The following is a 25830-nucleotide window of genomic DNA, read 5'->3' on the forward strand; positions in this document are numbered from 1 at the left end:
CGTATGTCTACAGCACGGACACAACCACATCAGCACGAAATCGATAGCGTCCAAGGGACCGTCAGCGCCATCTCGCAGGCATTCGCAGCCAAGATCGTCGGGCAGCGCGATCTGCGGGAGTCGCTGCTGATCGGTCTGCTCGCGGGCGGCCACATCCTGCTCGAAAGCGTGCCGGGGCTGGCCAAGACCACCGCGGCCAAGGTGCTCGCCGAATCAATTCACGGCAGCTTCCAGCGCATCCAGTGCACCCCCGATTTGCTGCCCAGCGACATCATCGGCACCCAGATCTACGACTCGGCGACCAATTCGTTCGTCACCCAACTGGGTCCGGTGCACGCCAATATCGTGTTGCTCGACGAGATCAACCGGTCCAGCGCCAAGACGCAGAGCGCGATGCTCGAGGCGATGGAGGAGCGGCAGACCACGATCGCCGGGCAGGTCCACCCCCTTGCGGATCCGTTTCTGGTCATCGCCACCCAGAACCCTGTCGACCAGGAGGGCACCTATCCGCTCTCCGAGGCGCAGACCGACCGCTTCCTGCTCAAGGAGATCGTTCGCTATCCCTCCCCGCAGGAGGAGGTGGAAGTGATGTCGCGGATCGACGCGGGCATCTACGACAGGGGGCAGCCGACCGCGCCGGTGGTCAGCCTCGGGGACGTGCTGCGCGTGCAGGAGGTGGTCCGTCACGTCCACATGGACCGCGCGCTGATGCTCTACGCCAGCCAACTGGTCGACGCGACGCGGCACCCCGCGCGGGTACTGCCCAAGCAGATCGCCCGCCTGGTCGAGTACGGTGCCAGCCCCCGCGCCACCATCGCTTTCTGCAAGGCGGCCCGGGCGCAGGCGGTGCTGGCCGGGCGTGCGCACGTGTTGCCCGAGGACATCGCCAAGCTCGCGCACCGGGTGCTGCGGCACCGGCTCATCCTCGGCTTCGAGGCGGCCAGCGCCGACATCACTCCCGAGGTCGTGGTCGATGCCGTGCTGCGGGCCGTCCGGGTCCCTTGAGGCGCCGGAAGGCCAATCGTGGGTAAACACCTCAACCGGGCCAAGGCACACTTCGGCACCGACACCCGCGGCTTGCTCGAAGGCGGTCGCTATGCGCTATTGCATACGCGGAGCATGGAGTTCGATGACCTGCGCCCGTACGTTCCCGGCGACGACGTGCGGGACATCGACTGGAAGGCTTCCGCGCGTTCGGGCGGCGTGCTCATCAAGCGGTTCGTGTCCGAAAAGCATCACAAGATCCTGCTCGTCGCGGACGCCGGTCGCAACATGTCAGCGCTGGCCCCGAGCGGGGAATACAAGCGCGACGTCGCCGCGCACATCATGGGCGCGGTGGGCTTGATCGGCTTACGACGATCCGATCAGATCGGCATGGTCTACGGCGATCGGCGCGGCTGCGTCAACATCCCGCAGCGGCGCGGCGAGTCGCATATCGAGGGGATGCTGCATCGCTGGTACCAGCACGCCACGACCGGACCCGGCCGCAGCGACGTCATCGCCCAACTCGATTACGTGGCAACGCATTACCGGCACACAATGCTGGTCATCGTCGTGTCCGACGAGCCCGACGTCGACGACCGGCTCAGCGACGTGCTCAGCAGATTGGCCGGACGTCACGACATCATGTGGGCGATGGTGTCGGACATGCCCGCGGTGGGGCCCGACAACACCGACGGGTACGACGTCGCCACCGGTCGTTTCGTCCTGAACGGAGCCGACCTCGGCCCACGGGTCGTCACCGCGTACCGGCGCGCCGAGGAGAGGCGTCGCAACCGCCTCGATGCGTTCCTCACCGCTCACGCCATTCCGCACGCGACTATCGCCGGCAGCAATGACATTCGGCGCGAGCTTGTTCGCCTGACCGAGGTGGCCGCCCGTGCCGGATGACCTACTGCGCCACGTGTCCGGTCCGCAGCCGTACTCGCCGGGGTGGCTGTGGTTGGCCGTCCTGCTGATACTCGCCGTCGTCGGTTGGTACGCGGGTGTTTTCGTGTGGACGCTGCCGTCACACCGGTTGCGGCGCATCCCGATCGTGCGGCGAATGCACGCCCGGGTCATCCGTCATCGATTCGCCCGCTGCGTGCGCAGCATCGTCGACGAGCATGATGCCGGGCGGATGTCGGCTCCGGCGGCGTGTGCGGCGATCAGCCGGACCGTGCGCAGTTTTCTGCACCAAGCGACCGGCGCGCGGGCCCAGTACCTACAGGTCGCCGCGATGGCCGAGGTGAATCTGGCCGCCGCCGCGCCGCTACTGACCCGGCTCGGTGACGGGCAATTCAACGCGCAGACGCGAGTCGACGTGGACGATGTGAGCGCCCGCGCGCAGGAGTTGATCCGCTCGTGGACCTGAAGTGGTGGCCGGTTACGGCCATCGGATCGGCCTGCTTCGTCGCGGTTGTCGCGCTGGCGGCGTTACTGTCCATGACCGCGGCCCGCCGACGGCTGCGCCCGTTGGCCAACGTCGCCCGACTGACCCGATTGCCCGAGTACGCGAAGGTGGCCCGGCTGCGTTCGCTGTCCACGATTGTGACGCTGGTGGTCCTGACCGCGATGTTCGGCGCCGCGACGTGGGCGGCGGCGCGTCCGAGCGTGGCGAGCAACGATTTCGACGCCGCTCACCCCGAGGACCTCATGCTGTGCGTCGGACAGCCGGTGAATGACGCCGCGACGGCGGAATTGCTCGACTACTTCGCACGCAACACCACCGCATCGCCCCAGACGCAACGTATCGGCCTGACATCGCCCAACCGCCGGGTCGTCCCGCTGACTCGCGACCACGAGTACGCCGCCGCCCGATTCGGCGACTATATCGGGGCTCACCAGGCGCAGTCGGCTCCATTTGCCCCGTCGGTTCCCTACACCGACTACGCCGAAAGTGTGAACGACCTTCTCGCACTGTGTCTCTCCGGTTTTCCTGAGGATGAGCAGCGCACCGCACACCGGCGTTCGGTGATCTATCTCGGCCCGTCCGATCTTCGTGGCGCGGGGGAGCAGCGGGCCGCGCTGTTCACCGATGGCAGTGTCCGGGCCCTGGTCGAGCGGACCGGGGCCCAGGTCAATGTGATCGACACTGCCCCGTCAGCCGCGAGCGGGGCGCTGGTCACGCTCACCAAGCAGACCGGTGGCCGGTACGTCGCCCAGGGATCCGAATCGGTGGGCGCAGCGCTCACCGAGATGCGCGCGCACGCTCCGCCGGCCCGCCGAGCCGACGGCGCGGTCGTGGCGGCGGACTTCCACGATGCGCCAATGGCACCGTTGATCATCGGGTTGTTGTCGGCGGCCGTGCTCTCGGTGGCTTTATTGGTGTTGCGCCGATGACGTTTCAGCCCGTATTGCCCTGGCCGATCCTTGCGGTCGTCGCCGGCGCGCTCGTCCTGGCACGCCTGGTCGCGCTGCGCCAGGTGTTGCTCTCGGCGGGACGCCGGCGGAGTCGCGCGGTAGCGCGCTGGGGTGGCGTGACTTTGGCGGTACTGCTGCTCATCGCCGCGACCACACGCCCCGGCTATCGCAGCGACGAAACTAACCAGACAACCCCGGCCGGTGCCAATCTCAACGTGTTCCTGCTCGTGGACCGGTCGGCGGACTCAAGTGCCGAGGACTACGGCGACGGTGAATCGCGGATCGCGGCGATGCGCGACGACATTGCGGCGCTCACCAAGCAGTACCCCGCGGCGCGGTACGCGCTTATCGCCTTTGCCTCGAAGGCCTCGCTGGATTGGCCACTGTCCGACGACGTTTGGAGTCTGCGGCCGACCGTTGCCGCTCTCACATCCGACCAGACCGGCGCGGACGTCAACGCCGCTGCTGCGGGCACCGTGTTGCGATATCAGCTGATGCAGGCGGCGCAGCAATATCCGGGTTCCCGGAATGTGGTGCTGTACTTGGGCTCCGGTGCGCCCGGTTCGCGCGCGCCGCAGGGCGACTTCAACGTGGCGCAGTCCTTGATCGGCGGGGGAGCGGTGTTGGGCTACGGCCGCAGCGATGCGATCAACGAACCCGAGTTACGGCAGATCGCCGGGCAACTCGACGTGCCGTACCTGCACCGCGATCCCGGTCAGACGTTTGCGATCCGACTGCCTGACGCGCCGCACCGGGCCGCGGCCGCCGAACCCAACGAACTGTATTGGCTACCCGCGCTACTCGCAGCGGTGCTATTGCTCGCCGAGATCTACCTCTCGGTCCGAGAGTTCCGGCGCGGCCGCATCGCCCGACGGGATTTGGCGTCATGACCGGGAAACCATTTCGGCTGCGGCTGCGACGGCGGCTGGTCGTCTATTCGGCGCCGCTGGTGGCCGTCACGCTACTGGTGATCGCCAAACTGATTTCCGTTGTCCTCGTGGGTGATTCCGCCGCGTCAGCATTCGCCCGTGGCGACGGGGACGCCCTGCGTATCGATGCGGCAATCCTCGGCGTGGTAAACGTGGTGGAACCGGCGAGGGCGCCGTTCGCCGCGGGCGCCGCCGCCGTGCTCGACGGCCGGCTCGACGATGCCGACGGTCACTTCTCCGACGCGCTGGCCCGCACCGACGTCGCAAGCTCATGCCCGGCGCGGGTCAACCTCGAACTGGTCCGCGAAACCCAGGGCGACCGCGCCGCGGCGGCGGGGGACCGGGGGCGCGCCGAGGAGCGATATCTGAGCGCTCTGTCCGTTGTCGACGCCGCACCCGTCACCTGCTTCGCCGGCAACACCGACCCGGACCCACAGCGGCGCGCACTGCGCGCCGACGCTGCAAACCGATTGGCGGCCAAAAGAACTGCGCTCAATGCCCCGCCATCCGAGGCGCCACCCCCGCCACCACCGCCGCCCCCGGCGGCGCCACCTCCGCCACCGCCGCCGCTCGCGACCGTCGCACCCGACGGCCGGCAGTTCCCTCCACGGCGGCTTGATCCCGCGGGAGCCGATCCGCTCGACAAGTTGCAGCAGGTGCTGCAGGACGCCGCGGGCGCCGCACCCCCGAATGGGTCGCCGTAGGATCTGTCAGGCTTTCGACATGAGCGAACTGCTCGGCCCGTCCTGCCCGTGCGGCAGCCGCAGAAGCTACCGCGCCTGTTGCGGACCGCTTCACGCGGGTGAGTCGCAGGCCCGGACGGCCGAGGAGTTGATGCGCTCCAGGTACGCGGCATTCGCGCTCGGTGACGCGGACTACCTGTTTCGCACATGGCACCCGCGCACCCGGCCGGCACACGTGACCGTCGACCACGACATCACCTGGATTGGCCTGAAGGTCCTCGACACGGTCGCGGGTGGGCCACACGATGATGCCGGCGAAGTGGAATTCAGCGCCCGCTACGAGTCCCGCGGGCGCGTCGGCAGCCTGCACGAGCGCAGTCGCTTCGAGCGCCGCGCCGGTCGATGGTTCTACCTCGACGGCATCGCGGACGATGCATAACGTCGCCGCGCATTGATGCCTTGGAGCGAGTGACGGGACTCGAACCCGTGTATACGGCTTTGCAGGCCGCTGCCTAGCCACTCAGCCACACCCGCACGAACGGCTACTCTGCCAGCACCCGAGGTCGCGACCCAGCGTTTTCCTCGCCCCGATCATTTCGGTCTGGCGGCGCGGCGGTGACGGGAGCCGGGACTGATGGGTCTAGGCTGGCCTGGCCGCTGCTGTTGCTAAGCCCCGCTTATCTTCCGCCAAGCCTTCGCTCATCTTGCGGTGCGCTGGCCACCACATGGACGAACGGTATTGACGCACAAAGAAACTGGCACCACGTGTGGAGATTAGAAATACGTAAGCGTGTCGTGAAGACGGAACCGCGGAATCTGTAGCCGCGTTGAACGATCAAAGGAACGGTCTTGTCCGTCCTGCGCTAATTGCTCGCACGTGAACGCCGGAACCGCGGCAGAGCAAAACCAAAAGGGGAGGAAACCATGGCGATTACCGATATTCCGGCCTTCGCCCACTTAACCGACGCCGACATCGAGCGTCTGGCTGATGAACTCGATGCGATCCGCCGCGACGTTGAGGATTCACTCGGCGAGCGCGACGCTCGCTACATCCGCCGCACCATCGCCGCGCAACGTGCACTGGAGATGTCGGGTCGGCTTGTGCTGGCCGGCAGCTCGAAGCGGTGGGCGTGGTGGGCGGGAACCGTGCTCCTCGGCACGGCCAAGATCATCGAGAACATGGAGATCGGCCACAACGTCATGCACGGCCAATGGAATTGGATGAACGATCCTGAGATTCATTCCACGAATTGGGAGTGGGACATGAATGCGGCATCCAAGCACTGGATTTCCGCGCATAACGTCAAGCACCACAAGTACACCAACATTCTCGACATGGATGACGATGTCGGCTACTTCATCCTGCGGGTCACCCGTGACCAGCCGTGGAAGCCCTACAACCTGGGCAATGTGCTGTTCAATGCGCTCCTCGCGCTCGGGTTCGAGTGGGGAATCGGCTTGCAGGCCATCGATTTGGAAAAAGTCCTGAAGCCCGGTCCCGAGCGCGACCTCACCCTCGAACAGACACGGGAGTTCTCCGCCAAACTCGCCCGTCAATTGTTCAAGGACTACATCGCCTTTCCGGCGCTTACCTCGGCATCGCCCGGCGCGACGTACAAATCGACCCTGAAGGCAAACGTCGTGGCCAACGTGATCCGCAATGTGTGGGCCAACGCGGTGATCTTCTGCGGCCATTTCCCCGACGGCGCTGAGAAGTTCACCAAGACGGACATGGTGGACGAGACCAAGGGCCAGTGGTATCTGCGTCAGATGCTGGGTAGCGCCAACTTCGAGGCCGGGCCCGCGCTGCGGTTCATCAGCGGCAACCTGTGTCATCAAATCGAACACCATTTGTTTCCTGACCTGCCGAGCAACCGGCTGCACGAGGTCTCGGTGCGGGTGCGTGCGTTATGCGACAAGTACGACTTGCCCTACACCACGGGGTCGTTTGCGATCCAGTACGGCAAGACCTGGCGCACCATCGCCAAACTGTCTTTGCCGAACAAGTACCTGCGTGACTCCGCCGACGACGCACCGGAAACCCGGAGCGAGCGGATGTTCGCTCAACTTGCGCCTGGTTTCGCCTCGACCGACCAGCCGCCAGGGCGCCGCCGCGGGCTCAAGACAGCGATTACGGCGGTGCGCCAAAGGCGCGGGGTGAGACCGTTGACGGTGTCCTAGAGGTGAGGAAGGCCGGGCAGCGGAATGTGCGGCACGGGCAGGGCCGGCGGCCCGGCGGGGATCGGGGGACGTAGTGCCGGAATCGGCGGCGCGGGTGCGCCGGGCGGAGGTGCGGCCGGCCCGGGAATCCGGGGCGGGGGCAACGGCAACCCCGCAGGGGGCGGCGGGAGCGCGGGCGGGGCGGCAGGAGCTGGTGCCGCAGGCGCCGGCGCGGCGGGCGCCGGTGCAACACGTTCCGGCGCCGGTGTCGGGGCGCTGGCAGGTGGCGGCGGTGCGGGCGCAGCCGGCGCGACCACGCGTGCACCAATTTGTGGTCTCGTATCGGCGTGCGGTCGAATCGCGACCGCCAGTGCGATGACGAGGGCCAAGACCCCGCCGACAAACAATGCCAACACGCTCAACGCCACCAAGAACGGCCGAGTGGCCCGCTGCTCGCCCGGCGCGGCACCGAAGCCGGTCCACGGGCCGGCCGGCGAGTCGTCACCGGCCTCTGCGGCTTCGGCGCTGTAGGCCAACGCCTCAGCACCACGTGCCACGGTGACAGCACCGTCCGCGTAACCGAGAGCCACCGCATGGGGAAGCACCGCACCGCTGGCGGGATCCTGCGCGTAAGCGATCGCGGCGGTCGAGGACGAGAACAACGGCGGATGTGCTGAGGCCAGCGCCGCGCCCCTGGCCAGCGCCAGCTCCGGCTCCTCCGGTGTGCTCAGCACAAGGGAACTGGCTGCCTGCAGCTGCTCCCGGATCGCGGCGATGTCGACGCCGTCGCTGCCGACGACGAACAAACCGTCCGGCCGCTGCGTCATCGCTTCGGCGTCAGCGGCCATCGCGGTCAACATGGCCAACGCCTCGTACTCGTCGTCGGGAAGTTCCTGCCGGCGCACATCGGTGACCGAACCGTCGGCAGTGTCCACCACAGCCATCGTCGCGGTGGTTGGCTCGACGAACAGCAATGCGGTGTGCGCGTACCGAGTCGTAGCGCCCACCGTCTGAGCCAACGCCGCCGCCGCCAGAAATGCCGAGACCAGCATCACTTTGTCGAGCCTCTGACCGGACAGCAACTCTTGCAGGACGGCGGCCTCCGTGGCATCGGTCCACGTCACGCCGACCGAAGCCAGCTGGCAACCGGTTTCGGCCGCGGCCTGCCGCGTTCCCAGGATCGCCGAGACAACCTGATGGGGTGCCGCCTGATCTGCGCTGTTGTGTGTGGGGGACACTTCGAACCTGTCCGTATCGACGGTGGCACCGTCGGCATTTTCCCCTTCTACCACGACCATATGGACCGCGGTGGGTGTCATCGACACGCCGAGTACGGTTTCCACCGCCCCTCCCACATGGCTTGATGCGGACCTTGACCAGACGTCCAGCGTATCCCTTGTTGCGCAGCCGAAGCCGAGGCGCGGCCCGCGCCGCCGAGACGCACGAGCGTAAGCGCACTGCGAAATATCACTCCGATTTTCGCAGTGGGCTTACGCTCGCGAACCGATCGAAGGCCATCACAGGCCGATGTAGACCGCCTTGGTGTTGAAGTAGGCCTCGATGCCCTTGCGGCCCCGCTCGCCGCCCCAACCCGACTGCTTGTGGCCGCTGATTGGCATCGACGGGTCGGCCGCGAGCGAGGAGTTCACCCAAATCTGGCCCGCGCGAAGCTCATTCACCACACGATGGGCGCGAGACAGGTTCTCGGTCCAAATCGAGCCGGCCAGCCCGTAGTGTGTGTCGTTCGCGGCGGCAATCACCTCGTCCTCGTCGTCGAACGGGATCACGCAGCCGACCGGGCCGAAGATCTCCTCTTTGATGAGCCGCATGTCCGGCGTGGTGTTGGTGATGATCGTCGCCTCGTAGAAGTAGCCCTTGCGGTCCATCGGCTTGCCGCCGGTGACGACCTGCGCGCCGGCGGCCACGCCGTCATTGACGATGCCTTCGACGCGTTTGCGCTGCTTGTCGCTGATCAGTGGCCCCAGCACCGAATCGGGGTCATCACTGCCGCCCATCGGCAACATCCGCGCGAACCCGGCGAGGCCCTTGACCACCTGGTCATAGATGCCGCGCTGGACATATATCCGCGAGGTGCACGAACAGTTCTGCCCCGAGCCCGCAAGCAGGCCCATGCCGGCCCCCATGATCGCCTTGTCGAGGTTGGCGTCTTCGAACATGATCAGCGGCGACTTACCGCCGAGCTCGAGCGTCAGCCGCTTGAGGTTGCCCGCGGCCGCCTTCACGATCAGCCGCCCGACCTCCGTCGACCCGGTGAACGAAATCTTGTCGACGTCGGGATGCGCGGTGAGCGCCGCGCCCGTCGTCTCGCCGTAGCCGGTGATGACGTTCAGCACCCCGTCAGGCAGGCCCGCCTCACGGAAGATCTCCTCCAGTTTCAGCGCGGTGAGCGGGGTCTCCTCGGCTGGCTTGAGAACGGCGCTGCAGCCCGCCGCGAGCGCGGGCGCGACCTTGAGCATCGCGACGAAAAACGGCCCGTTCCAAGGGATGATGAGGCCGACGACGCCGACGGGCTCAAGCTGGGTGAAGGTGTGGTAGGTCTCCCAGGTGCCGAGTAGGCCGTCAGAGACGAGGTTGGCCGACTCGCCGTGGATCTTGCCGACCCAGCCGGCGTAGTACTTAAGCATGTCCACCGACACCGGGATGATGTGACGCGCGGCCGTGGTGTTCATGCCGTTGTCTTGGGCTTCGAGCGCGGCGAGTTCCTCGGTGCGCTCCTCGATGATGCGCGCGGCGCGGAAGAGGACATTCGCGCGGTGCGACGCGGGCGCCTTGCGCCACACGCCCGACTCGAACGTCTCGCGTGCCCGGGCCACCGCCGCGTCGACGGCCGCCTGGTCGGAATCGGGGACCTCGGCGATCTGCTCCTCGTTGGACGGGTTGAAGACCGCAATGGTGTTACTCAATGTTCCTCATCGCCCTTCGCTCGCCGGGACTGCTGTCGTCGCGCGACAGAGGTTACGCGCTTAACCACAGGGTGTCCAGCATGCGGCGGAGCCATGCCGGGTGTAAGACGCAGGCAAATTCCGCTGGTCACCGGTGTGTCGGGGCGGGACGCATGATCTGCTGGTCGCGGGCCTGAACACAACCACGCCATCTTGGATCGGCGGCTAGATTACCCATATGCGGGTTTTTCGCCTCCTCGGCGTAGTCCTGGCAATTCTCGCGGCGGGGCTGCTGTGGGCGGCCCCCGCCGGCGCCCAGCCGCCGACCAAGCTCACCGATCACATCACCGACAGCACTGGGGTGTTGACGGCGTCCGACCGGGCAGCGGTCAGCGCTGCCATCGACCGACTCAACCGGGACCGCCACATCCAACTGTGGGTGGTTTACGTCGACAACTTCTCCAGGTTCAAACCCGACAACTGGGCCGACCGGACCCGCAGCGCCACCGGGATGGGCGACCACGACGCGCTGCTGGCCGTGGCCACGAACACCAAGCTGTATGCGTTCAGCGTGCCACCGCAGGTGCAGGGCTCGACTTCGGCCGAGCTAAACAGCTTGCGGACCAATCAGATTGAACCGGTGCTTGGTGCCAGAGACTGGGGCGGTGTCGCGGTCGCCGCCGCTGACGGGTTGGACAAAGTGGCGAGCTCGCCGAAACCTGCCAGCGCGTCGAAGGCCTGGCTGCCGATAGTGATCGGCGTCATCATCGCCGTGCTGGTAATCGCGCTGCTCTTCCTGCTCTACCGCCGCCGCCGCGCCGCCGCGACCGGTGGGCCGCTGGACTCTGGCGGGGGCGATCATCCAGTGCAGCAGGCGTTGTCCACCGCGGACGCCCGGGTGCGTCAAATCTCCGACTATGTCGCCAGGTATCGCTCCAACATCGGCTCGGAGGCCCAGGCGCGGCTCGATGAGGCGAAGCGGCACTTGGCGGCGGCACATGCCACAGAAACGAGCAACGGCGCCAACGCAATTGCGTACGCCAACAGGGCGTCCACGCTGGCCGCTCAAGCCCAGACGCTGGCCAACGCCGACGTCCTGGAAGCGCACCGCGCACCACGGCGACGCGGCACTGCGTCCAAGCGCTGACCGGCCAGATTGTCAAAGACAAAGGCCTGCAGACTCTTTTGCCACACACCGTCACCGTTAGCGGTAGGCGGCACGCAGCAGCGTCAGCGCCTGCTCGACGGTCTCCTCCGTATCCCGCGTCGCGTCGACCCGCAGCAGGGCCGCGTGTTCATCGGGGGGCGTGAATGCGGCTCGCAGCTCGGGCCACAGCTCGATCCGCGCATCCGAGACGACGCCTTGTTCGGTGGCGCGGCGCTCGAGCCGAGCCATCAGGGTGGCGTCGTCCGCCTCGCACAGCACGACATGGAGATTGGCCCCAAGCCGGTGCGCCAGTTGGTGCATCTGTTCCCGCTCGCGCGGATTGCCGAACGTCGCGTCGACGATCACGCCCCGGCCGCGGCGCATCCACCGCGCGGCGTCACGACGTAGCGCGGCGTACGTGCGTCGCGTCATGGCGGGATCGTAGAGCCCCGAGCTGAATCCATCGTTGCCGCGTTGGGTGGGCTCGATGCCCGCCATTCTCTTGCGCGCCACGTCTGACGAGAGGTGCACCAGCCCCAATCGGCCGGCGAGCCCGCGTGCCAGGGTGGTCTTACCGCTGGCCGGCAGGCCCATGGTGACCACCATCGCCGGGCGGGGCAGGTCACCCGCGTGCGCCCACGCCAAATCGAAATACCCCCGCGATTCGGCGACGAGCTGACGCGCTTGCGCAGCGGATGCTTGTTCGGTCTGTGCCAGGCGCAGGCTGCGGACCTTGCCGCGCACGTAGGCCCGGTAACAGGTATAGAAGTCGAGCAGGCTGACCAGCCCGTCGTCGCCGCTGGCGCGCACATAGGAATCGACGAATCCCCACGCCAGGTCCGCGCGACCGTGGTGCTCGAAATCCATTGCCGGAAAAGCAACTTCGGAGGCTACATCGGCGCACCGATAACGCGGCGCGAACTGCAAACTGTCGAAAAGCAGAATCTGCCCATCATCGACGCAGATGCTGTCGGCGTGCAGGTCCCCGTGGCCGTCCCGCACGTGTCCGTCGGCAACGCGCCGCTCGAGCAACGACGCATGTTCGCGCACGAACTGGTCGACGTAGCGTCGGATGTCCTCGTTGACGTGGCCCGAAATGGTTTGACCGACGAAGGGGCCAACCTGGTCGAAGTTCTCCCGCCAGTTCGCGATCACACTGGACGGGCGCCCGTACGCATCGATGTCAGCACCGGTTTCGGCCCGCTCGTGCAGCTTGGCCAGCGTACGACCGATTCGTCGGGCGAGGCGCATGTCGACGTCGCCGCGCGCGAGCTTGGCCGCCAGCATGCCCTCCTCGGGCAGACGCCGCATCCACACGGCCGGCTCGCCCGACCCCGGTTCACCGCCTATCCGGTAGCGGCCATCCAGCTCGGTGACCTCCACGACTCCCAGGTAAATCTGTGGACTGAACCGCCGATTGAGTCGCAGCTCCTCTTCGCAGTCGGCGCGTCGCCGCTCGATGCTGGTGAAGTCGAGGAAACCGAGGTTCACCGGCTTCTTGAGCTTGTAGGCATAGGAGCCGGCGAGCAGCACCCACGAGCTGTGCGTCTCGTGGAGACGCACGTCGCCGGCCGGCGGGTCGTAGGCATCGGGTCGCAGCAAATCGGCGACGATCCGTGGGTGGCCGTCGGGTCCGGTTGGGTCGAAGGCATGCGTCATGGTCTTGCCGAACGATGGCAGGCGGTTCGGCTAGCCGTCAAGGGGTTTCGGGTCGTGGCCGAACGTCGGCGGGCAACACTGAGCGTGCGACCACACTGCCCTGCAAGCGGAATTCGTACGCGGGAAGGCGCAAAGGCTCGATGGTGCCGTCCGCTTGCGCGATCACCCCACCGCCGGCGGGGATGCCCAGACCGGTGGCGGTTCCTTCGAGCAATTGAATCGTCCGCGACAGCCGGGCCCAGTCCGCTCGCTCGTCGTGTGTGTCGATGACCAGTGGGACAAGATCGAACATGTCGAGCAACTCCACTTGCTCGGCACGCAGTGTCTCGACGATTCCGCAGCGTCCGAGCTGAATCGCCCCGGCCGAAATACCAACTAAAATTGCACCTTTCGTGTACCGATCCAGAATCACGTCTTTCATGCCGGATTTTTCGAACGTCTTCCAGCCGAGACCCACATCGCCGCCCGCGAGGACGATCAACCGTGCGCCCTGCAGGAAGGCGCGGTCGTCCGGGCCGAACGACGAATGGATCATCCGCCGATCGGTGATCCCCACGGCGTCCATTGCCGCTTCGAAGATCTCGTAGAACTCTGGATGATCCCCGTTGGATGCACCGATGTACGCCGCGCTCGGCGGTGTGTCCCGAGGCAACTCAACGAGGGCCGCGTCGAGAACCAGTTTGCCGTCACGCTTCCAGAACAGCAGCTGGCTGTCCGCTAGCAAAAAGATCGGTTTCGGTTGTGGCGCAGTCACTTTGGCTGAGCTTTACCTGCGAGTTCGTCGAATCGCGCCAGCGCGGCATCTAGATCCACCTCGTCGAACAGCTCGGACCGATTGATCCGGTCGCCTTCGACCGCCAGGAGATGAATCATTCGCCACTCGGCGACGAAGCCCTCCTGTGCGGTGCCCTTAGCGGTGTAGGTGACGACGGTGCCGAAACTGCCGACACGATGCACTGCTTCGATATGGACCCTGATGTCCGGCATGAGGTCCCAAGTGGCACGGATGTTTGGCAGCAGATCACTCGCGTGGATCGTTACGAGCCGCCGGTGGTCGACCGTGACCCACTCCGTCGCCGGGAGTTCGTGCCTGTTGAACGCGGCACATTCCCTGGTGATGACCGACCACACGTGCGCGTGGGTGGCCGCTTCTCCGGCGAGGTAACGGGTTTCGAGTTCCTCAAAGGCGGCATCGACGTCATCGGCATCGAAAAATACGTGGGCCGCAATCCGCCCGTTGGGGTCGGTCTCGACGATTCCCAGCATCTCGACGAAGAATTCCCCACGCCCTACCTCGGGGTTGAAGGAGCGGATGCGAATGAGGGCGAGGCGTTCCCCACGGGTCGCGGTGACCGCTAACGTGACCTGGGCGAGGCCCACTTCCAGGGCGCGCATGTTCGCCAGCACGACTTCGCGACCGTCCCACAGGCCGACATTCACCACTCGACGGCGATCCTCGACGTAACTGTTGTCGGCCAGGATCTCGGTTACGGCTGCCCAATCGCGGGCCGCCGAGAGCGCAAAGAGTTGGTGTTCCGTTTGGCTGGCTGCATTCTCGAGCCGCTGTGCCTGCCGTTGCAGTTCCTCAAAGCGCGCCAGCGCGCTGTCGAGGTCTGTCTCGTTGAAGAGTTCACCGCGGTTGACCGCATCGCCTTCGACGGTGATGAGGATGATCATTCGCCACTCGGCGTCGAAGCCGTCTCGTGACGTCCCCTTCGCGACATGGGTGACGACCGCGCCTGCGTGGGTCAGCCGATGAACGGCTTCGACATAGAGGGCGTTGAAGGTCGTATCGCCGAATGCCGCGTGGAGGTAGTCGATCAGGTCACCTGGTGCCATCGTCATCGCTCCACTCCGGCGGTCGATGTCGACCAGGTCGGGAGTCGGGGGTATTTCAGCCCGGTTGAGTGCGGCATAGGCTTGCATGATCACGAACCAGGTGTGCGCATGGGCGGCCGCTTCGCCTGCGAGGTAACGGCTTTCGAGTTCCTCGAATGCGGTTTCAACGTCGTCGGGGTCGAAAATGACCGTAGCGGCGCATTGGTTGTCATCGTTGACCTGCACGACGGAAAGCGCCGCGGCCTGGAACGCTGCGGGCAGCGAATCTTGGCTGACGAAGGTGAAACGGAAGAGTGCGAGGCGCTCCCCGCGGGTGGCAACGACTGCCGCCCGCATGTCAGACATCCAAACCTCGGCGGTGGCATGCCAATTCGCCATCTCGACCTCGCGACCGCGTCTGATTCCGGCGTTTATGCCGCGACGGCGGTCGTCCGAGCAGAATTTCTCATCAATCAGCTCCGCCATGGCCTCCCAATCGCGTGCCGCAAAGTGCGCCAGGAATTGTCCGGTCACCAGGGTCGCGACATTTTCCAGGCGGGATGCTGGGTGGCTGAGCTCCTCGAATCGCGCGATCGCGGCGTCCGAGTCGTCCTCGTCGAACACCTCGCATCGGGTGAGTCGGTCGCCATCGACGATGTGAAGCATCACCATGCGCCATTCGACATCCACGCCGTCGTGCGAGGACCCGTGCGCTTTGTTGGTGATCAACGCCCCGAAACTGCTGAGCCGATGCACCGTCTCGATACGAACATGAAAGTCCGGTGTGAGATCGAAGAGGGTGTGGATGGCCGGAGTCATCTCGTTTGCGGCGAATGGTGTGCCGCGCCGGTGGTCGATGGTCACCCAGTCGACCGGAGGAAGTTCGTGCCGGTTGAACATCGCGTGCACGCCTGCTACCACCGACCACGTATCGGCATAGTCGGCCGCTTCGCCCGCGACGTAACGGGCATCGAGTTCGTTGAATGCCGCGTCAATGTCGTCTAGGTCGAACACGACGCGCGCTAAGGCTCGGCCGGCGGCGTCGACCTCGAAGAGGCCGAGCACATCGCTCTGGAACGCGTCGGGCCCGAAAAATCTGGTACGACCGAGGAATAGGCGCTCGCCCCTGGTCGCGATGACGTCTGACGCGATGCTTCTGATGCCGACGCCAGCCCATACCCGCATATTCTGGATGTCGGCATCTCGGCCTAGTTGAACTCCCGCGCCCACCACGCGACGGCGATCGTCGCTCGAGAACCCGTCAGCCGTCATCTCGGCCAGCGCATCCCAGTCGCGCGCCCCGAAGTTCGCCAAGAAACGGTCACTGATCTTGCTTGCCATGTTTTCCAGTTGTCGCGTGCGCGGGTGTAACTCCTCGAACCTTGCGATCGCTGCGTCGATTTCTACCTCGTCGAAGACTTCCAAGCGGTCGACGAGGCCGCCTTTGATGGTGAGAACGTTGATCCCCCGCCACTCGGCTTTGAAGCCGTCATGGGACGTTTCATGCGTCACTGAAGTGACCACCGCTCCCAGGTCGCTCAGCCGATGCACCGCCGCGATGTAGCTGCGTAACTGTTGGGTGGTGTTCCAGTTGGCCAGCAAGGACGGCAATTCACCGGGCGCGAAAGACGGCCCGCTGCGGTGGTCGATATTCACCCAATCCGGTGTTGTCCTGGGCTGTTGACGCTGATTGAGTGCAGCGTAGGCCAGGGTGATCGCCGACCACGTGTGCGCGTGGGCGGCCGCTTCGCCTGCGACGTACCGCGCGTCGAGCTCCTCGAAAGCGGCATCGAAATCCTCGACGTCGAACACGACGCGTGCCACGATCCGCTCGTCTGTGCCGATTTCGATGATCTCGAGGGCATCGGTCTGGAATGCCTCGGGACGCTGGTCGCGGCCCCACGTGCGGACCCGGCTGAAGGCGAGGCGCTCACCGCGGATGGCGATGACGTCTGATGTTGCGCTCGTGACGCCGATCGCGACAAGAGTCCGTATCTCGGCGATCAGGGCGTCCCGGCCTCGCCGCAGTCCCGCCCCGACCACTCGTCGTCGGTCATCGTGTGAGACGTTGTCGGCCAAGCCGTGCGTGAGCGCCTCCCAGTCGCGGGCCGCGAACGACCCCTGGAACCGCTCGTTCGCACGGCTTGCCGCGTTCGCCAGTTGTGGCGCCGGCCCGGTCAGTTGTTCGAACGTCGCGATCGCGGCGTCGAGGTCGGCCTCGTCAAACAGCTCGGAGCGGGTGAACAGATCGCCTTCCAGCGTCAGCACGTGGACATCCCGCCACTCGGCGTCGAATCCCTCTTGTGAGATGCCATGCGCCACATGGGTGACGACCGCTCCAAAGTTCGTGAGGCGGTGTACCGCCGCGATGTAGATCTTGGTGTCGGGCGAGTCGCCCCACGCCGCTTGGATGTAGGGGATGAAGTCGCCGGGGGCGAAACCTGCTCCGCGACGATGGTCGATGTTCACCCAGTCCGGCGCCAGCGGTGCGAGCTCGCGCCGGTTGAACGCGGCATAGCCGTCCGCGATTGCCGTCCATGTGCGCGCATGGGCTGCCGCTTCGCCGGTGGCGTATTGGGCGTCGAGTTCGGCGATGGCGTCGTCGATGTCTTCGAGGTCGTACGACACGACCCTGGCGATGCGGTCGTCGGTATCGATCTCAACGATGTTGAGGGCATCGTTTTGGGCTGTGTCAGGGTCGCGCCCGGTGGCGCGAGTTCGTGTGAGGACCAGGCGTTCCCCGCGAATCGCAAGGGCGCTCACCATCGAAAGCGTGAATCCGACTTCTGCCGCTGCCTGCAGGTCTCTGATCACTTGATCTCGACCATGCTGGTTCTCGGCGCTCACGATTCGTCGGTGATCAATTCCGACATAGCGGTCGGCGACCATTGCAGCCATGGCGTCCCAGTCGCGAGTCGCGAAGTGCGACCAGACGTGCTGGAATACGCGCGCCGCCGCATTTTCCAGCCGCGGTGCCGGTGGGTTGAGCTGTTCGAAGCTTGCGATCGCGTTGTCGATGTCGCTCTCGTCGAAGACCTCGGTCCGAGTTATCCTGCCGCCCTGGACCGCGAATAGCGCGATCCCGCGCCACTCGGCCGCCATGCCCTCTTGCGAAAACTCCTGTGCCGCATAAGTGATGACTGTCCCGACATCGCTCAGCCGATGCACTTGCTCGACATAGATGTTGATGTCCTGCTGAGGGTCCCACCCGGCGTGGATGTAAGCGGATACGTCGCCAGGCCCGAACGCTGTCTCCCGTCGGTGGTCGACGTTGACGCAGTCCGAACTGGTCAATGGTGGCTGGTGTCGGTTGAGCGCGGCGTAACTTTGCGCTACGGCCGACCACGTTTCCGCATGCGGCGCCGCTTCGCCGGCGAGGTAGCGGGCGTCGAGTTCGGCTACGGCGGCGTCGAAGTCGTCGAGGTCGAAAGCGGCCATCGCCGCAATTCTCTCGGCAGTGTCGATTTCGACTATTTGTAGGAAATCGACGTGGAACGCTTCTGGTTCCAAGCCACTTCGCGAGTAGCGGGCACGACTGAGGGCGAGGCACCCCCCACGGGTTGCGACCGCGTGTGACGTAGCGTCCGTCACCTCGATGTCGGCGGCCGACCGGTAGTCTTCGATCGCAGCACCCCGGCCGCGTCGGATCCCGGAACCTACCACCGAACGACGATCGTCGCCGCAGTAGTCGTCGGTGAGTAGCTCGGTTATCGCGTCCCAGTTGCGGGCCTTGAAATAGGCGTGCAGGCGCTCGTATGCGAGCGTCGCGGCATTTTCCAGGTGACGCGTTTGCGAATGCTCGTGCTCGAGACGCGCGTAGGCCGCGTCGAGTTCGGCCATAGCGGCGTCCATGTCTTCGACGTCGAACCACACCTGTCGCACGACTTGACCATTCTCATCAATGGCGTATAGCTGGAGAAGCTCGTCGTGCGGCGCTCCGGGACTCTCGTCGACAGCGCTCGTGATCAATCGAGACAGAGCCAGCCGCTCGCCTCGTGCAGCGATCATGACATGGTTGATACGCGTGACACCGGCCTCGAGTTCACGCCTCGTCTCACGCCGCATCGCGTCCGATGGGTGGTCAACGCCGACGATCTTCCGCCGATTATCGATGGAGACATTTGGGGCGAACAGCCGCTCGAACTCATCCCAGTCCTTACGATGAACAGCGGCCATCACGCGTTCACCCACCCGCACGCATTCGCTGTCTAGCTCGACAACGGGCACCTGGGAAGGAGCCGGGGTCGGCTGCTCAGCTGGCTCGCCGAGAGCCTGTCGCGCCATCTCCGCGAGCGCCGCAGCACCTTTCCGTTCGTACAAATCGACGGCTTGGCCGGCGGCGGCTTGCGCTCCCGCCATATCACCGGCGGCGCTCAAAACCGTTGCCAAGGTCAGGCATGCATCGCCGTGATCGCCCAGGGCGTCGGTGCGCTCGGCCAACGCCACTGCGTCCGAGGCAATCCGCCGGGCCCCGTCGTAGTCGTTACCACGCGCCAGCAAGTGCGCCCGAAGCGTGCGCCACGCGATCGAGGCCTTCAGCGCGTGCCCGGCCAGACGCTCGCTTTCTGTGCACAATTCGGCCGCCTCAGGCTCGCGGCCGAGAGCAAGGCATGCGCGGCCCAGCAGCGCGGCGGTCTCGGCGGTGTCAGCGTCCAGGCCCATGCGACGAAAACCGTTGTAGGCCTTGCGCAGATGTGTCTCTGCTGCGGAGAATTCATTGCCAATGAGTTCCACGATGCCGGCGAACTGCTCGACCTCCAGCAGCGCATGACGCAGGCCGAGCTCGGTGACGGTGCGCCGCGCCGAGTCGATCATTCGCCGGGCCGCGGCGGTGCGACCGCGAAAGGCCTCCAACACGGCCTGACATCGCGTCGAGGTGGCCTCGACGGCGGGGGAGTCGGTGGTGATTCGCAGCAGCCGCACCACATCAAGACACCGTCCGCCCGCCCGGGGGACGGGATTGGGGCCCCACAGGGCCGCGAGCGGCGCACCCGCCAAAACCGCGTTCACCCGGCGGTGTTCGCGCGCCCGCCGCGCTGCGGTCAGCGCATCATCCAGAGCGACCTCGCAGTCACCGATCCGCCCAAGTCGGGCGAGGCACCCAGCGCGAACGGTGTGCGCCTTCGCTTCTCCGGCGGCGTCGTCGAGTGCGGCGAGCTTGACGGCCGCCGCCCCCAACGCGGCTTCGACCTCGTCTAACCGCTCGGGGTGAATCAACATCGACAGCTGGCCGTCGAAGCAAGTTGCCCACGCCGCCAGACGAGGCGAATCCACTGTCGCTTCCCGCAGTTGAGAGACCGCGCCCGCCGCCGACGACACGTCGCCCGCGGCCAACAACGCCTCGCAGCGCGCGATCAACAACTCGGCGGTCTGCTCTCCGCGGTCGGGTAGGTCGTCGTCAAGTTCTTCCAGCGCTTGCAGGGCATGGCGGTAAAGGTCGGCGGCACCCTCATAGGCGAGTCGTGCCATCGCCTGGTCGGCGGCGCGTCGGCAGTACAAGACCGCCTTCGCTGCGTTTCCGGCCCAAGCACATTCGAAGTAGTGGTGGGCCAGTTCGGCCAGCAACTCGTCGCCGGCGCCGGGCAGCGTCTCCAAGGTCGTGGCGATGCGCTGGTGCAAGCGCATGCGCCGCACGGACGCCAGCTCTGCCAGCAATGACTGTCGGACGATGGCGTGGTTGAACCGGTAGTAGCCACCGGGCTCTTCGAGGACGATGCCGGCCTGGCGCGCCTCGTCGAACGCATCCATCAGGTCGGCCCCCACCACCTGTTCGACCAACTCCACGGCGAACCGGCTGCCGATCACCGCGGCGGCGGCGAGGGCTTTGTTGGTGTCGGCCGGAAGCCGGGAAAGCCTGCGGCTCACCGCTTCCCGGACACCCTGGGGCAGGGTGCTCTGATCCCACACGCCGCCACTCTCATCGACATGGCGCAGGGCTTCGATGAGGAAGAAGGGGTTGCCGCCGGTGACCGATGCCAGTGCGCGCGCGAGTTCCTCGTCGTCGTAGCCGGCCTCGGCGACGTAGGTGGTCACATCGTCCTCGTCAAGCCCGCTGAGGCTGAGCCGGTCGGCCGTGCCGTCCCGGTGCAGGTCGGCGAGCGTCGCCGCCAGGGGATGGGCGCGGTCGAGGTCGGTGCTCCGATAGGTGCCGACGATTTGCACGCGCGCGTGATCGCCGAAGCGCAGCACGTGCCGCAACAAGAGCAGCGTCGGCTTGGCCGCCCAGTGCAGGTCGTCGAGGATAAGAACGACCGGCGTAGTCGTCGACGCAGTTTCCAGCAGCGCAACGACGGCATCGAACAGTGCGTAGCGCTCCGTGTCGGGGTCCGAGTGCGCAGGGCGGGTGAGATCGGGCACGACGTCGGCCAGCCCGGGCACGAGGGACAGCAACGCCTCGACGCCGCGCAGCCCCCTCAACCGGTCGGGTCCCATGCAGGGCACCAGCGAACGCAATGCTTCCGCGAACGGCTGATAGGGCGCGCCTAGGTCCTCGTCGCAACGGCCATACAACACGACCGCTCCTCGCTCGTACGCCCGCTGCGACCATTCACCGGCCAAGCGCGTCTTGCCGACGCCGGGCTCGCCGGCGACCAGCACCGTTCGGACACCGCCCGCCAGCGCGGTCTGCCACACGGACAACAGCCGCTGAAGTTCGTTGCCACGTCCGACGAATGGCCCCTGGCCGACCAGTACCGCGGGAAGGTCGGGACGCTGCAAGGGCGCTGCTTCAGGTGCGCGCTTCGGTTGCTCCGTAGCGGTTTCCAGTCGCAGTTCGAACACATGCTCGGGGCGCGCGAGATTCTTCAGTTGACGCATGCCCAGGTCGCTGAGCACCACGTCGTCGGCCAGCGAGTCGATGACGAGCTCGGCGGTCGCACCGGAACACAGAATCTGGCCACCCTCGGCAAGCGACCGTAGCCGCGCGACGCGATTGACCGCCCGGCCGAAGTAGTCGCCGTCGCGAAGCTCGGCCTCTCCGGTATGCAGCGCCATTCGGACCCGGATGGGGTCGCGCGATACCCACGGCTCGTGAATGATCGCGTCCTGCAGCTCAATTGCCGCTGCGGCGCCCGCAGAGGGCCGGTCGAAGACCGAAAACGTCGCATCACCTTCGCCACGCGTCTTGATCAGGCGTCCGCCACGTGATGTGACGACCTGCTCGACCAGTTCGTCGTGGCGTGCGAGCGCAACCGCCATCGCGTCGGCGTCTGCCTCCCACGCGGCCGTCGACCCTTCGATGTCGGTGAGCAGGAACGTCACGGCGCGCGTCACGGACGGAGCATGTTGTGCCACAGCGATGTCCAGCGAGGCATCCTGTGCCACGATCGCAGCCTCGAGGCAGCGAAGTTTGGGGCCGGGGTCGACTCCCAACTCGTCGGCGAGCAGCGATCGTGCCCGTTGGTAGGCGCCGAGCGCCTCGCCTTGCCGGCCGGCGCGGTAAAGGGCGAGCATCAACTGTCCCCATCGCCTTTCGCGCAACGGAGCCTCAGCCACCGCGGCCTCCAGGTCGCCGATGATTTCCGCCGCGCGCCCCGTGGCCAGCAGCGCGTCGGCTCGGTCCTCAACCAGCGCGGCATGGCCCTCGATCCACCGCGTCTTTTCGGATGTTCCGCGCCGGCCGTCAGGAAGCTCGGGGGCGCCGCGCCAAAAGCCAAGGGCCGTCTCGAAGCAGGACACCGCTTGACTGATGTCGCCGGAGGCGGCGGCATCGCGTCCGCGTCGGGCGGCTGATTTGTAATGCGTGGCGTCAATCTCGCTGTCGGCGAGGCTCCAACCCGTTCCCTGCGTCAAGACGAAGCCGTCGCCCAGGGCACGGCGCAACGAGGAGATGTGGGTCTGCAGGGCCTTGACGGCGGTGCGCGGCGGATTTTCGCCCCAGAGCAGCTCGACCAGCGTGTCGGCCGCGACCACGGAACCGGCGTGCAGCCCGAGCATTGTGAGGATGGCGCGAGGTTTGGCGCCCGGTATAGCGACGGGCGCCCCGTCTTGCCGGACCTGGAGAGGCCCCAAAACCCCCAGTTGCACCGATGAAAGCGTACTCACCTCAGCAATCTTCGGCGGGATAATTCAGAACATGGTCAAGGTCGGGTAAAGGCGACGCTGCCTGCGGTTCAACGGTGTCGCGCAACCTCGTATGAGCTCGGTTGACGCCGCTCAGTTACCCGGCCGGGCCGCGGCAACCCCCGTCGTTTGGGCTCTGTGCTGCCAAGGCTTGCGGTCCGAGCACCGGCGGCTTAACTGCGCCGTTTACCGTGGACACCCATGGACAGCGACCGGAGTGACTCCGCCTTCACCTGGCAGGGCCGGCGCGAACTGGTCAGCCGGATGCACGACCAGCTCGATGAGTTGGTGGCAGCGCGTGACCAGATGGAGCAATTGGTACGGGTCATCGTCGAGATCGGCTCCGATCTGGACCTGGACGTGACGCTGCATCGAGTCCTCAAAGCGGCGATGGAGCTGACCGGCGCCCGCTTCGCCGCCCTGGGCATCCGCTCATCGGATGGAGCGCTCGTTTCCTTCGTGCACGCCGGCATCGACGCCGACACTGCGCGGCGACTTGGCGATTTACCGGTCGGCGATGGGCTGCGCGTCGACGATCTGAACTCTCATCCCCACACCACGGCACTGGCCGGACACGAACCGCCGATGCATGCGCTTCTCGGAATACCGATTACCGTGCGAGCGGCCAACTTCGGCAGCCTCTACCTCGCCGACGACCGGCCCGGTCGAGTCTTCTCCGCCTCGCAGGAGGGCGCCGTGCGTGCCATGGCCACGGCGGCGGCCGCCGCCATTGACAACGCCCGGCTGTTCGAGCGAGAGCGCGAGTCGGCGAAATGGACGAAGGCCAGCCGCGAGATCACGACCGCGCTGCTATCCGGCGACCCGCAGACGGGACCGTTGCAGCTGATCGTCAACCGGGCGCTGGAATTGGCCGGCGCTGAGCAGGCGATCTTGCTGGTTCCCCGCGAGCCGGAACAGCCCGCCGACGAAGTCGACACCCTGGTGGTTGCGGCGACCGCGGGTCGGTACTCCTCGGAGGTGATCGGTCGGCAGGTTCCGATGGACGGCTCTACCACCGGCGGCGTTGCGCGCCGCGGCCTGCCGCTGATCACCGAGTCCTTCCAGTACCCGATCGAGGGGTTCACCGACGTCGGTGAACGCTCCGCGATCGTGATGCCGCTGATCGCGGACGGGGCGGTGCTTGGTGTCATTGCCGTCGCGCGCGATCCGCACCAGCCCGCGTTCGGCAACGATTACCTCGATCTAGTCAGTGACTTTGCGCGGCACGCGGCGATCGCCTTGGCGTTGGCGGCAGGTCGCGAGCATGCGCTCAACCAGGAATTGGCCCAAGCCGACACGGTCGACGACGCGGTGCACGCGGCGGCGGAGGAGTTGCGCCGGCTCTGGCGGGCGCGCCGGGTTCTGGCGGTGACCTTCCCGACCAACAGTTCGGCCAGCGAAGCGGCCTTCGGGGCGCCGCGGGTGGTGTCGGTGGGCGACCGGCCCATCGAGTGGATGGACCTGTCCGCGCCCACCCGGCAGTCGCTCAGCTCATTGCGCGACGGCGACCTGTTGGCCCCCAACGCGTCGCAGCCGGGGACGGCGGGCATCGCGTTGCAGCATCCCGACGGCGTGCTCGTCGTCTGGATGGAGCTGACCGCGCAACGCCCGTTCACCCTCGAGGACCAGACCTTGCTCACGGTTCTGGCCGGCCGCCTCGGCCAGGGCCTGCAGCGGGTGCATCAGGTTGACCAGCAGCGCGAAACCGCGCTGGCTCTGCAGCATGCCATCCTCGGACCAGCCGATCTGCCCAGCGGGTTCGCGGTGCGCTACCAGGCCGCGACAAGACCCCTTCAGGTGGGCGGCGACTGGTACGACATCGTCGACCTCGATGACGGGCGGATCGGTTTGATCGTCGGTGACTGCGTGGGACATGGCCTCGCCGCCGCCACCGTGATGGGCCAGGTGCGCAGCGCCTGCCGCGCCCTACTTTTCGAAAACCCAAGCCCCGGTGAAGCTCTCGCGGGATTGGATCGCTTCGCCGCGCGGCTGCCCGGCGCCCAATGCACCACCGCCGTCTGCGCCGTGCTCACCCCGGACACCGGTGAACTTGTCTATTCCAGTGCCGGTCACCCGCCGCCCATCCTGGTGAACGTCGACGGCAGCACCGAGATACTGGACCAGGGTCACACCATCGCATTGGGGATACGAGGTAACTGGGTACGGCCCGAAGCCCGCGTGACGATCCCGGCGCGTTCGACGCTTCTGCTCTACACCGACGGTCTGGTCGAACGCCGCCGTGTGCCGTTGGATCACGGCATCTCCCGTGTCGCCGCCGTCGCGCAGGATTCCCGTGATTCAGACCTCGAAGATTTGGCGAACAAGGTCATGTCTCGTATCGCGCCACGTGACGGGTATCAGGACGATGTGGTCCTCATGCTCTATCGCCACCCGGCGCCGCTGGAGCTGAAGTTTCCCGCCGACGTCAGCCAGCTTGCACCGACCCGCACCGCCTTGCGCAACTGGTTGGGACGGGTCCGGCTGGACCCCGATCAGACGCTGAACGTGCTCGTCGCGGCCGGGGAGGCCGTTGCCAACGCCATCGAGCATGGTCACCGACATAGACCGGATGGAGTCATTCGTCTGGGAGCGGTTGCACTCGGTGATGAGGTCCACCTGACTATCACCGACACCGGCTCGTGGAAGGCGCCGCGCCCGGCTTCCTATCCTCATCGCGGCCGCGGCATCCCCCTCATGCGAAGTCTGATGCACGACGTCGACATCCGGCCCGACGACGACGGAACCACAGTTCACCTATCCGCGAGGATCCCCTGATGACCACGCCGCTCACCCTCGACACCGCACAGGCCAGCGACGGGAAACTCGCGCTGGTCGTCGCGGGCGAAATCGACCTCAGCAACATCGACGAATTCAACCAAGCCCTGGTCACCGCGGCGGAGACCACTGGCGGCCACCGGGCGCTCCTCGTCGACCTCAGCGCGGTGGAGTACCTGGACAGCGCCGCGATCAGCGCCCTCGCCAGCCATGCCGACCGTATCGAGGTCGTGGCTCACCCCATCCTGATGTCTGTCCTCAGGATCAGCGGCCTGAGCGAATTGACCAGCGTCCAAGCCGCGCCGCCGACAGCGGGGCAGTAAGAATACCGCTGTCGCACAGCGTATTTCGTC

The 25830-nt window shown here is 66.3% G+C and carries 16 protein-coding genes and 1 tRNA gene; 11 read left to right on the forward strand and 6 right to left on the reverse strand.

Annotated elements, in window-relative coordinates:
- Positions 1-3: 3 nt before the first annotated feature.
- Genes ACIUM1_RS24465 through ACIUM1_RS24495 form a run of 7 tightly spaced genes read left to right on the forward strand, consistent with a single transcriptional unit; the run spans position 4 to position 5393 of the window.
- Positions 4-1005, forward strand: coding sequence for an AAA family ATPase (locus tag ACIUM1_RS24465; protein ID WP_406815059.1), 1002 nt, complete (start codon positions 4-6; stop codon positions 1003-1005).
- A gap of 18 nt (positions 1006-1023) precedes the next feature.
- Positions 1024-1890: a DUF58 domain-containing protein gene (locus ACIUM1_RS24470; RefSeq protein WP_406815060.1), complete on the forward strand. Its 867-nt coding sequence runs from the start codon at positions 1024-1026 to the stop codon at positions 1888-1890.
- Positions 1880-2353, forward strand: coding sequence for a hypothetical protein (locus ACIUM1_RS24475; RefSeq protein ID WP_406815061.1), 474 nt, complete (start codon positions 1880-1882; stop codon positions 2351-2353). The genes ACIUM1_RS24470 and ACIUM1_RS24475 overlap by 11 nt, the downstream gene beginning before the upstream one ends.
- Complete coding sequence (locus tag ACIUM1_RS24480; RefSeq protein ID WP_406815062.1) at positions 2344-3321, forward strand: hypothetical protein; 978 nt, start codon at positions 2344-2346, stop codon at positions 3319-3321. Before ACIUM1_RS24475 ends, ACIUM1_RS24480 begins: the two co-directional genes overlap by 10 nt.
- Positions 3318-4232 carry a VWA domain-containing protein gene (locus ACIUM1_RS24485; protein WP_406815063.1) on the forward strand — a complete coding sequence of 305 codons (915 nt, stop codon included), beginning with the start codon at positions 3318-3320 and terminating at the stop codon, positions 4230-4232. Before ACIUM1_RS24480 ends, ACIUM1_RS24485 begins: the two co-directional genes overlap by 4 nt.
- On the forward strand, positions 4229-4975 hold the full coding sequence (locus tag ACIUM1_RS24490; RefSeq protein WP_406815064.1) for a hypothetical protein: 747 nt from the start codon (positions 4229-4231) through the stop codon (positions 4973-4975). Before ACIUM1_RS24485 ends, ACIUM1_RS24490 begins: the two co-directional genes overlap by 4 nt.
- A gap of 19 nt (positions 4976-4994) precedes the next feature.
- Positions 4995-5393: a YchJ family protein gene (locus ACIUM1_RS24495; protein ID WP_406815065.1), complete on the forward strand. Its 399-nt coding sequence runs from the start codon at positions 4995-4997 to the stop codon at positions 5391-5393.
- A 21-nt stretch (positions 5394-5414) separates the two neighbouring features.
- Here the strand turns inward: ACIUM1_RS24495 and ACIUM1_RS24500 are convergent.
- Positions 5415-5488: transfer RNA gene (locus ACIUM1_RS24500), tRNA-Cys, on the reverse strand.
- A 390-nt stretch (positions 5489-5878) separates the two neighbouring features.
- Here ACIUM1_RS24500 and ACIUM1_RS24505 point away from each other — a divergent pair.
- Positions 5879-7135: a fatty acid desaturase family protein gene (locus tag ACIUM1_RS24505; RefSeq protein WP_406817849.1), complete on the forward strand. Its 1257-nt coding sequence runs from the start codon at positions 5879-5881 to the stop codon at positions 7133-7135.
- Here ACIUM1_RS24505 and ACIUM1_RS24510 read toward each other — a convergent pair.
- Complete coding sequence (locus ACIUM1_RS24510) at positions 7132-8457, reverse strand: hypothetical protein (protein ID WP_406815066.1); 1326 nt, start codon at positions 8455-8457, stop codon at positions 7132-7134. The two genes, ACIUM1_RS24505 and ACIUM1_RS24510, sit on opposite strands and share 4 nt — an antisense overlap.
- 174 nt (positions 8458-8631) lie before the next feature.
- Positions 8632-10038: an aldehyde dehydrogenase family protein gene (locus ACIUM1_RS24515; protein ID WP_406815067.1), complete on the reverse strand. Its 1407-nt coding sequence runs from the start codon at positions 10036-10038 to the stop codon at positions 8632-8634.
- Positions 10039-10255: 217 nt separating this feature from the next.
- Between ACIUM1_RS24515 and ACIUM1_RS24520 the strand changes: the two genes are divergently transcribed.
- On the forward strand, positions 10256-11164 hold the full coding sequence (locus tag ACIUM1_RS24520; protein ID WP_406815068.1) for a TPM domain-containing protein: 909 nt from the start codon (positions 10256-10258) through the stop codon (positions 11162-11164).
- Positions 11165-11221: 57 nt separating this feature from the next.
- Here the strand turns inward: ACIUM1_RS24520 and ACIUM1_RS24525 are convergent, their stop codons facing one another.
- From ACIUM1_RS24525 to ACIUM1_RS24535, 3 genes are read right to left on the reverse strand one after another with little or no spacing between them, the layout of a single operon-like run.
- Positions 11222-12823 (reverse strand): AAA family ATPase, encoded by a 1602-nt coding sequence (locus tag ACIUM1_RS24525; RefSeq protein WP_406815069.1) that lies wholly within the window; start codon positions 12821-12823, stop codon positions 11222-11224.
- A gap of 37 nt (positions 12824-12860) precedes the next feature.
- The gene (locus ACIUM1_RS24530) at positions 12861-13577 is read right to left on the reverse strand and encodes a Type 1 glutamine amidotransferase-like domain-containing protein (RefSeq protein WP_406815070.1); all 717 of its coding nucleotides are present in this window, start codon (positions 13575-13577) and stop codon (positions 12861-12863) included.
- Positions 13574-22576, reverse strand: coding sequence for a BTAD domain-containing putative transcriptional regulator (locus ACIUM1_RS24535; RefSeq protein WP_406817850.1), 9003 nt, complete (start codon positions 22574-22576; stop codon positions 13574-13576). The genes ACIUM1_RS24530 and ACIUM1_RS24535 overlap by 4 nt, the downstream gene beginning before the upstream one ends.
- A 327-nt stretch (positions 22577-22903) precedes the next feature.
- Here ACIUM1_RS24535 and ACIUM1_RS24540 point away from each other — a divergent pair, with 327 nt between their 5' ends.
- Complete coding sequence (locus ACIUM1_RS24540) at positions 22904-25477, forward strand: SpoIIE family protein phosphatase (RefSeq protein WP_406815071.1); 2574 nt, start codon at positions 22904-22906, stop codon at positions 25475-25477.
- The gene (locus ACIUM1_RS24545) at positions 25477-25800 is read left to right on the forward strand and encodes an STAS domain-containing protein (protein WP_406815072.1); all 324 of its coding nucleotides are present in this window, start codon (positions 25477-25479) and stop codon (positions 25798-25800) included. The genes ACIUM1_RS24540 and ACIUM1_RS24545 overlap by 1 nt, the downstream gene beginning before the upstream one ends.
- Positions 25801-25830 lie beyond the last annotated feature (30 nt).

It is taken from the genome of Mycobacterium sp. M23085 (genome assembly GCF_045343915.1).
Classification (GTDB): Bacteria; Actinomycetota; Actinomycetes; order Mycobacteriales; family Mycobacteriaceae; genus Mycobacterium.

Excerpts from the sequence above, each read along its gene's own strand:
- ACIUM1_RS24465 (WP_406815059.1), top strand. The coding sequence starts at position 4 with ATGTCTACAGCACGGACACAACCACATCAGCACGAAATCGATAGCGTC.
- ACIUM1_RS24485 (WP_406815063.1), top strand. The coding sequence starts at position 3,318 with ATGACGTTTCAGCCCGTATTGCCCTGGCCGATCCTTGCGGTCGTCGCC.
- ACIUM1_RS24490 (WP_406815064.1), top strand. The coding sequence starts at position 4,229 with ATGACCGGGAAACCATTTCGGCTGCGGCTGCGACGGCGGCTGGTCGTC.
- ACIUM1_RS24495 (WP_406815065.1), top strand. The coding sequence starts at position 4,995 with ATGAGCGAACTGCTCGGCCCGTCCTGCCCGTGCGGCAGCCGCAGAAGC.
- ACIUM1_RS24505 (WP_406817849.1), top strand. The coding sequence starts at position 5,879 with ATGGCGATTACCGATATTCCGGCCTTCGCCCACTTAACCGACGCCGAC.
- ACIUM1_RS24520 (WP_406815068.1), top strand. The coding sequence starts at position 10,256 with ATGCGGGTTTTTCGCCTCCTCGGCGTAGTCCTGGCAATTCTCGCGGCG.
- ACIUM1_RS24525 (WP_406815069.1), bottom strand. The coding sequence starts at position 12,823 with ATGACGCATGCCTTCGACCCAACCGGACCCGACGGCCACCCACGGATC.
- ACIUM1_RS24535 (WP_406817850.1), bottom strand. The coding sequence starts at position 22,576 with ATGCTCGGGCTGCACGCCGGTTCCGTGGTCGCGGCCGACACGCTGGTC.
- ACIUM1_RS24540 (WP_406815071.1), top strand. The coding sequence starts at position 22,904 with ATGGACAGCGACCGGAGTGACTCCGCCTTCACCTGGCAGGGCCGGCGC.
- ACIUM1_RS24545 (WP_406815072.1), top strand. The coding sequence starts at position 25,477 with ATGACCACGCCGCTCACCCTCGACACCGCACAGGCCAGCGACGGGAAA.